The 6,879-nt window shown below is 52.5% G+C and carries 10 protein-coding genes; 7 read left to right on the forward strand and 3 right to left on the reverse strand.

Translation table 11 applies throughout. The annotated features are described in order from the left end of the window. From KB557_RS07960 to KB557_RS07970, 3 genes are all read left to right on the forward strand, one after another. The coding region (locus KB557_RS07960; RefSeq protein ID WP_255133055.1) for a proton-translocating transhydrogenase family protein at nucleotides 1-145 on the forward strand (145 nt) is incomplete at its 5' end. Next, nucleotides 142-1,587: an NAD(P)(+) transhydrogenase (Re/Si-specific) subunit beta gene (locus tag KB557_RS07965; protein WP_255133043.1), complete on the forward strand. Its 1,446-nt coding sequence runs from the start codon at nucleotides 142-144 to the stop codon at nucleotides 1,585-1,587. The genes KB557_RS07960 and KB557_RS07965, both read left to right, overlap by 4 nt. Before the next feature lie 19 nt (nucleotides 1,588-1,606). After that, complete coding sequence (locus KB557_RS07970; protein WP_255133045.1) at nucleotides 1,607-2,539, forward strand: aspartoacylase; 933 nt, start codon at nucleotides 1,607-1,609, stop codon at nucleotides 2,537-2,539. On the opposite strand, the gene KB557_RS07975 is transcribed toward KB557_RS07970, so the two are convergent. Continuing rightward, nucleotides 2,517-2,891 carry a hypothetical protein gene (locus tag KB557_RS07975; RefSeq protein ID WP_255133047.1) on the reverse strand — a complete coding sequence of 125 codons (375 nt, stop codon included), beginning with the start codon at nucleotides 2,889-2,891 and terminating at the stop codon, nucleotides 2,517-2,519. The genes KB557_RS07970 and KB557_RS07975 overlap by 23 nt on opposite strands. Nucleotides 2,892-2,935: 44 nt before the next feature. Then, nucleotides 2,936-4,777 (reverse strand): S9 family peptidase, encoded by a 1,842-nt coding sequence (locus tag KB557_RS07980; RefSeq protein WP_255133049.1) that lies wholly within the window; start codon nucleotides 4,775-4,777, stop codon nucleotides 2,936-2,938. Between the two features lie 49 nt (nucleotides 4,778-4,826). Between KB557_RS07980 and def the strand changes: the two genes are divergently transcribed. The 4 genes from def to rpsU are packed head-to-tail and all read left to right on the forward strand — an operon-like array spanning nucleotide 4,827 to nucleotide 6,463. Continuing rightward, complete coding sequence (gene def, locus KB557_RS07985) at nucleotides 4,827-5,432, forward strand: peptide deformylase (protein ID WP_255133057.1); 606 nt, start codon at nucleotides 4,827-4,829, stop codon at nucleotides 5,430-5,432. A 3-nt stretch (nucleotides 5,433-5,435) separates the two neighbouring features. Next, complete coding sequence (locus KB557_RS07990; RefSeq protein WP_255133051.1) at nucleotides 5,436-5,633, forward strand: hypothetical protein; 198 nt, start codon at nucleotides 5,436-5,438, stop codon at nucleotides 5,631-5,633. Between the two features lie 56 nt (nucleotides 5,634-5,689). Further along, nucleotides 5,690-6,244 carry a DUF3747 domain-containing protein gene (locus tag KB557_RS07995; protein WP_255133053.1) on the forward strand — a complete coding sequence of 185 codons (555 nt, stop codon included), beginning with the start codon at nucleotides 5,690-5,692 and terminating at the stop codon, nucleotides 6,242-6,244. A 48-nt stretch (nucleotides 6,245-6,292) separates the two neighbouring features. After that, nucleotides 6,293-6,463 (forward strand): 30S ribosomal protein S21, encoded by a 171-nt coding sequence (gene rpsU, locus KB557_RS08000; protein WP_010304532.1) that lies wholly within the window; start codon nucleotides 6,293-6,295, stop codon nucleotides 6,461-6,463. Between the two features lie 261 nt (nucleotides 6,464-6,724). Here rpsU and KB557_RS11235 read toward each other — a convergent pair whose 3' ends face one another. Then, the gene (locus KB557_RS11235; protein WP_399218855.1) at nucleotides 6,725-6,874 is read right to left on the reverse strand and encodes a hypothetical protein; all 150 of its coding nucleotides are present in this window, start codon (nucleotides 6,872-6,874) and stop codon (nucleotides 6,725-6,727) included. Nucleotides 6,875-6,879 lie beyond the last annotated feature (5 nt).

A 6,879-nucleotide genomic window follows, 5' to 3' on the forward strand; every position in this document is an offset into this window, starting at 1 on the left:
AATCGTGCTAATCGCACAAGCTCCAACCCCTTTGCTGCAAGCGATGGGGGCCCTAAGCCTCGGGTTTGCACTATTCAATGTGGTTGGTGGCTTCCTTGTTACCGACCGAATGCTTGCCATGTTCCGCCGCCGCAACGACCAATGATCAGCACCGAATCCTTTAGCAATTTGAGCTGGTTGCCCTTCACCCACGCTCCCCTCGATCTAGTGGCAGTGTTGCTGCTAGCCCTTGGCATTAAGGGGCTAGGCAAGGTGCGCTCAGCTCGAACCGCCAATCGTCTTGCCGCCCTTGCCTTAGCCATTGCAGTGCTCGGATTGCTGCTTCAGCAGGGCTTGCAGGGTTGGCCTTGGCTGCTGGCGGGCGGAATTGGGGGCAGCGTGCTTGGTGTGTTGGTGGCCCAGCGTGCGGCGATGACAGCCATGCCGGAATTGGTTGCCCTTTTCAACGGCTGCGGTGGGATGGCCTCATTGTTAGTGGCATTAGCCGCTGCTTCCCTGCCATCCCAAACCGGCCTATTGGCCTTGGTTTCGATCGTGGTTTCGGTTTTGGTGGGTGGAATCACATTTAGTGGTTCCCTCGTGGCTATGGCCAAATTGCGGGAATGGTTGCAAACACCCGCCTGGATGCTGCAGCCAGCTCGCCATTGGGTGAACGGCTTCACTGCTGTTGCCGCCATTGCTTTGGGTTGGTGGGTGTGCAGCGGCCACAACATTGCGTTGCTGCCGTTGGCATTGTTATCTCTTTTGTTGGGTGTGGGGCTAACCCTGCCTGTGGGGGGAGCTGATATGCCGGTGGTGATTTCTTTGCTTAATTCCTACTCCGGCGTTGCAGCAGCAGCAGCGGGTTTCGTGGTGGGCAGTGAACTACTAATCGTTGCTGGCGCCATGGTTGGCACGGCCGGTTTAATCCTCACGCAAGTGATGTGCAACGCCATGAATCGCTCGCTAACGAGTGTTTTGTTTGGTGGCGCTTTGGGGGGATCAAGTGCAAAAAGCGCAGATCAAGGGGAATACAGCGGTGTTACCTCCTGCAGCCCTGAGGAGTGCGCCATGACATTGGAGCAAGCCCAAAGGGTTGTGTTTGTGCCCGGTTATGGCCTTGCAGTGGCTCAAGCCCAACACAGTCTTAAAGAAGTAGCCCAAATGCTGGAACGCCACGGCATTGAAGTGAGTTATGCCATTCATCCAGTGGCTGGACGCATGCCAGGCCACATGAATGTGCTCTTGGCGGAAGCCGATGTGCCTTACGACCAGCTGATCGAAATGGAAAGCATTAATCCTGACTTTCCACGCACCGATGTGGTGATCGTGCTTGGGGCTAACGATGTGGTGAATCCCCAAGCTCGCACCGACTCCTCCAGCCCCCTCTACGGCATGCCCGTGCTGCATGTGGAAGAAGCCGCCACTGTTTTTGTGGTGAAACGCAGCCTTGGCGCTGGCTACGCCGGAATCCGCAACAGCTTGTTTGAATGCCCAAATACCTCAATGATTTTTGGAGATGCCAAACAGGTACTGAACGGTTTAGCCCAAGAACTGCGAGATCTAGGGGTAGGTAAAACCGATAAAAAATTAGCCAAAGTGGGATAACCATCTAGCGGTAGAACGAGTGGTAGCAAACTCTTCAGTTGCAAAGGTTTTGCTGGTGGCTGGCACCCACGGCAACGAACGCAATGCCCCCTGGTTGCACAGCTATTGGCAGCAGCATCCGGGGGAATTGCAAAAACAAGGGCTTGAAGTGGTGAGCCTGATTGGCAATCCCGCTGCCTACCTGCAAAACAAGCGATATGTGAATCGAGATCTCAATCGCAGTTTCAGCAGCAATCTGCTCGATGATCCTGAAAACCAAGAATTAGAACTGCTAAGGGCCCGTGAATTGCTCGCAATGCATGGCCCCAAGGGCAGCGCACCTGCCCAGGTGGTGATAGACGTGCACAGCACCACTGCGGCGATGGGTTCTTGCCTTGTGATTTATGGAGATCGTGAAGCGGATCTTGCCATCGCAGCAGCCTGCCAAGGAGCGCTGGGATTACCCGTTTACCTCCACGGTTTTGATGCTAAGCAAAACGGTTTTATGATTCAGGCCTGGCCCTGTGGGGTGGTTTTAGAAGTGGGGCCGGTGCCCCAAGGGGTGATCTGCCCAAAAATCTGCAAGCAAACCAGGATCGGGATCAACACGCTTCTAGATGTGCTCACATCAGCTCGAGCTGGGAAGCTGAACTTGCCAAAATTTTTAAATGTGCATCGCCATTTATGTAGCCTTGAAATACCAAAGGATGTTGGCGGCAACCCTTTGGCTTGCTTACACCCCGATCGCTTAAAGGGAGATTGGCAAGAAATCAAAACCGGTGACCCCTTATTTCTAGACGCTGCTGGAAAAGTGGAGTATTTCAAATCAAGCCAAACTGAACCCGTCTACACAGTGTTTAGTAACGAAGCTGCCTATCAAGAGAAAAATATTGCCCTCAGCCTTACTTGCCGCGAAAAAATAAGAGTTACCGAAAACTGGGCCCCTGCCCTCAGGGCTTTGCTGCAGGGGTAAGAATTTTATTTAGGGGGGTGCCAACCACTTCACGGCCACCGGGGGCCACCAAAATTTCGGTAAGGGTGGTGGGGGGTTGCTTCAACTGTTGCCAGGCAGGGCTGCCACCTTCAAAGCGGAACAGGAATCCCTTTGCGTCGCTTTTTACAAGGCAAGGGGTGCCACCAATAACAAACATGCATGCTGCTGGCCTGTATTTAATCAAACCGCCATTTAGTTTTATCGCAGTATCTCTGGCTAAATTTGCAGCCCTTTGCTGGTTGTTATCAATACCAGCCTGACTGAAACTGGGTTGAGCTGAAATTAATGCTGTAGCTGCTGCAATTAGAGCAAATGAAGAACGCAAAGCCATTTTCTAGCATTTAATTACTTATATAAAGCATATCGCTTTCTGATTTAGGGGTCTTGATCAGCAGGCAATACGCGGTTAAAAAAGCGCTCTGTATTCTCCAGGATTTGGGCTTTCAGCAGCTCACTGCGAAAACCATGACCTTCAGCCTCTAAAAAAACCACCTCTACGCTTTGCCCTTCGCGCCGCAGGGCATTCACCATCATTTCGGTTTGCTGGGGCGGCACCACTCGATCCTGAAGCCCCTGGAAAAACAGCACCGGTTTGGTTAACGCTGAAGCACCCGGCCAACGCCATGGCCCGATCAAGCGCCCCACATAACCAGATTCGAATCGATGGGTTTGCTGCCCTAAGGCCTCCACATCTGCCACCGCATACCTACAAACCCCCGCTTTAAAAACCGGCTCCCTAATAAGTGCCGCCAGGGTGGTGAATCCGCCGGCACTGCCCCCTTCAATAGCAATGCGCGCTGGATCCGCGGCTCCACTGGCAATTAAGGCCTTGGCGGCGGCTGCACAATCCGCAGAATCCAACAAGCCCCATTTGCCATCAAGCCTCTGGCGATATTGGCGGCCAAAACCTGTAGATCCTCCGTAGTTAACGTCTACTACGCCCCAGCCGCGGCTGTTCCAGTAAGCATTTGACAAGTTCAAGCCGGATCGGGCCATGGCCGTGGGGCCACTGTGGCTGCGTACTAATAACGGTGCCGGCTTCGCAGAATCACCCATAGGCGGGTAAAACCAGGCCTGGCTCTGCTCACCATCGCCACCGGTAAACCAAATTGATTTGGGCACCACAGCTCGCTCAAATCCCAAAGCGGAATGGATCCAATGCCCGGTTTTGAGCTCAAGTTGCAGAACACCTTCCGCCTGCTTGGGGCCACTGGCGAGGCAAACCAATCGATCCGCCTCAGCGGTAAGCACCGCAAGGTCGTTGAAGGGTATGGCAATGGTTTGCCATGGGCTGCTGTTATTGGCATCTAAAAACCGCTGGCAAAGCTGCCATTCGCCCTTTTCGCAAAACAATGCCACCAGGCTTTTTCCTGCGATCGCAAGGGTTCGCATGCCATATACCCACTGGGGCATAGCGCATTCCGCCTGGCGCGGCCCCATAAAAATCGGTTCTGAAATCGCTGTAGTGCCGTTTCCTTCCAAAACAGCGATGCGCTGCACATTCCAGTTGCCGTTGCAATCAGATGCCACAAGGAGTTCAGCTTCAGATGCCCATAAGGGTTGAAATAAAGATTGAGGGTTGCTATCTCCGCCAGCCACACACTGGGGAGCTAGCAGTTCACCCGTTTCCCCCAGAGTTGAGCACCAAAGCTCACTGCGCTCCCACGGCATCCAAGGCAGATTCCACTCGAGCCAAGCCAATTTTTTGCCGCCAGGGGAAAGAACGGCATAGCCGCAGAAATCAGCTTCCCCTCGCAAACGTTGCGCACCGTCACCGGCCAAAGGCACCGCCACCAACCAATCCCGCTCTTCAGTTTCCAGCACCCCAAGCCATCGCTGTCTTGCCTGATCGATCAAGCCATCAGCAAAACCACCTATCTGATCAAGCCTTGGCGCTGTTATCCGTTTAGGGGGTATATCCAAGGCAAGTTCCAGTAGCCAGATAGCGCCATCAGCACTGTTGATGAAGGCCACCTGATCGCCTGATACGGCATATAAACCTCCTCCAAATTCATGATTGCGAGTGCGCAAATTAAAAGGGGCGGGGGTTAGTTCCTGAGGGGGCAAATCATCAAGTTGAAGCATCAAGGTGTTGCGATTTTTTTCCGCGGGTCGTTGCTCTACCCAAAACAAGCGGCCGGCACTTAAGAGGGGCTCTTTAACCACAAGGCAAGCGGCCACCACGTCTATGGCTTGAAGATTGATTTGAGTTGTCATTTGCCGCTACCAGTGCTGCCTAGAATGAATGGAAGAACAGCAGAAGGCATTGGCCCTTAATTTCGCCTCATTAGCCCGTTTATCGGAGCGCCAAAACTCCACAGTGCTGGTGCCTAAGGGCGATGAGCAGCCAAATTCACCTGTAATCCACACCTTGGGTGCTGATCAATTAAGGCAATCTGCTAAGCGCATTAGCCGGGTGGATGAAAGCATTCGCGAGTTAGCCCGCAATATGTTGCGCAGCATGTATGCCGCCAAAGGCATTGGCCTTGCTGCACCTCAAGTGGGGGTGCAAAAGCAATTGCTCGTGATCGATCTAGACCCAGAAGAAGCTGCCAATCCCCCCCTTGTGCTGATCAATCCAGAAATCACAACAATTAGCGATGAGCTGGATACCTATGAGGAGGGATGTTTGAGCATTCCAGGGGTTTATTTACAAGTGGTGCGCCCCAGCAGGGTGGAGATCAACTACCGCGATGAACTGGGGAGGCCCCAACGCCGTAAAGCCGATGGATTGTTAGCTCGCTGCATTTTGCATGAACTAGATCATTTAAAAGGGGTGCTTTTTGTAGATCGTGTAACGGATGAACTGTCTCTTAATACCGAATTGCAGAAGCTGGGCCTAGATCGTTCCCACGTTCAAACGCTGAACTGAGCTATGCCGATGAAACCGATTGCCGGATTGTTTTTGGCCCTGGCCTGCATCAGTGGCATCGCCAGCACCGGCTGCGTATTCGAATTGGCCTACGGGGAGCCAGATCTAGGGGTGGGGCTAACTAGCGCCATTCTGGCGGCCTGTTTACCAGGCACTGCCGTAGCTCTTCTTGTAGCTATTCGGTTTAATACTCCGGCCTAAGCCAGCTTTCGCAAACGGCAAAGCACTTCTACGATCAGCCCCTCTGCCCATGGTTTGTGATTACTAGAAGCAATTTCAAAAAAAGATTGCTAGCTGCGGTTGCTGGCCTCAGCAGCATTTGCTGTTTGCCAGCAGATGCCAGTTTGTTTCAAGCCGGTGAGGTGAAAGCTGATCGCTTCATTCTTGTGGCCGCTCCAATTGGAGATGGAAGCAACTCCCAGCTGAATATTTACGAGCAGGTGCGGGATCGCCGCCCCTGCTTTGCTCGCCAAGGCAACAAGCCAACAATTGTGAATCCATTGCTGGGCACATTTGATTTCACTGGCATCTGCAATCGCTACATCGATAGCAATGGTTATTCCGTGAGGGTGGGTAATCGTGATTTCGGCCCGGCAATGCGGCTAACGGTTTCCCATCAGGCTGGGGAGGCGATTTTGATGGGTCACAGCCCCGATGGCTTGGCTCTTCTGGTGGCCAGGGCCGGCGGCGGTGGCAGTGGCTTTGTTGAATTAAAAATGGAACCTGGCTGGAAGGTGATGCGACGCCAATTTGGGAAACGCGTCCTTGGCCATGTGTACATATATCGAGACACCATGCCCGAAACCAAGTAGGCATTTTGATATGGTTATCACAATATTTGTGCGTTTTTCTTTCCCTGTATGACCCAGGTTACCGTTGGCGAAAACGAAGGAATTGAATCGGCCCTGCGGCGTTTTAAACGCCAGGTGTCTAAGGCGGGGATTTTTGCCGACCTCAAACGCCTGCGCCACCACGAAACGCCGGTGGAAAAATACAAACGGAAAGCTCAGCAACGTCGCAGACGCCGCTAGTTAGATGCATTCCGTAATTCGTTTTTCATTAAAATCGAGTTTAAAAATATCGGGATTTTTTTGCTCAATTGCCTTTTGCTTTGCTAACCCTTGCAATGCAAATACAATTTTAAATCAATCAATTATTTACGATCAAGACCCTTGGGATCCCCAAAGCCAACTTGGTAGCAGTAATTGCCATAGCAACCCTGATGGTTCGCTCACTTGCGATACCAGGCCAAAAGGGCAAGCATGGGTTGAAACATATGGAACGGGTTACAACTAAGCCTGCTTACGGTCCAAGGGGCGATAACTGAGTGCTTCCGCCAGATGCACAGCTTCTATTTTTTCTGAATTTTCCAAATCGGCAATGGTGCGAGCTACGCGTAGCACCTTGCCAGCACTACGCGCCGACAGATATAAACGCTCCAAAGTAA

The sequence above is a fragment of the Synechococcus sp. Cruz CV12-2-Slac-r genome (assembly GCF_024346075.1).
Taxonomy (GTDB): Bacteria; Cyanobacteriota; Cyanobacteriia; order PCC-6307; family Cyanobiaceae; genus Synechococcus_D.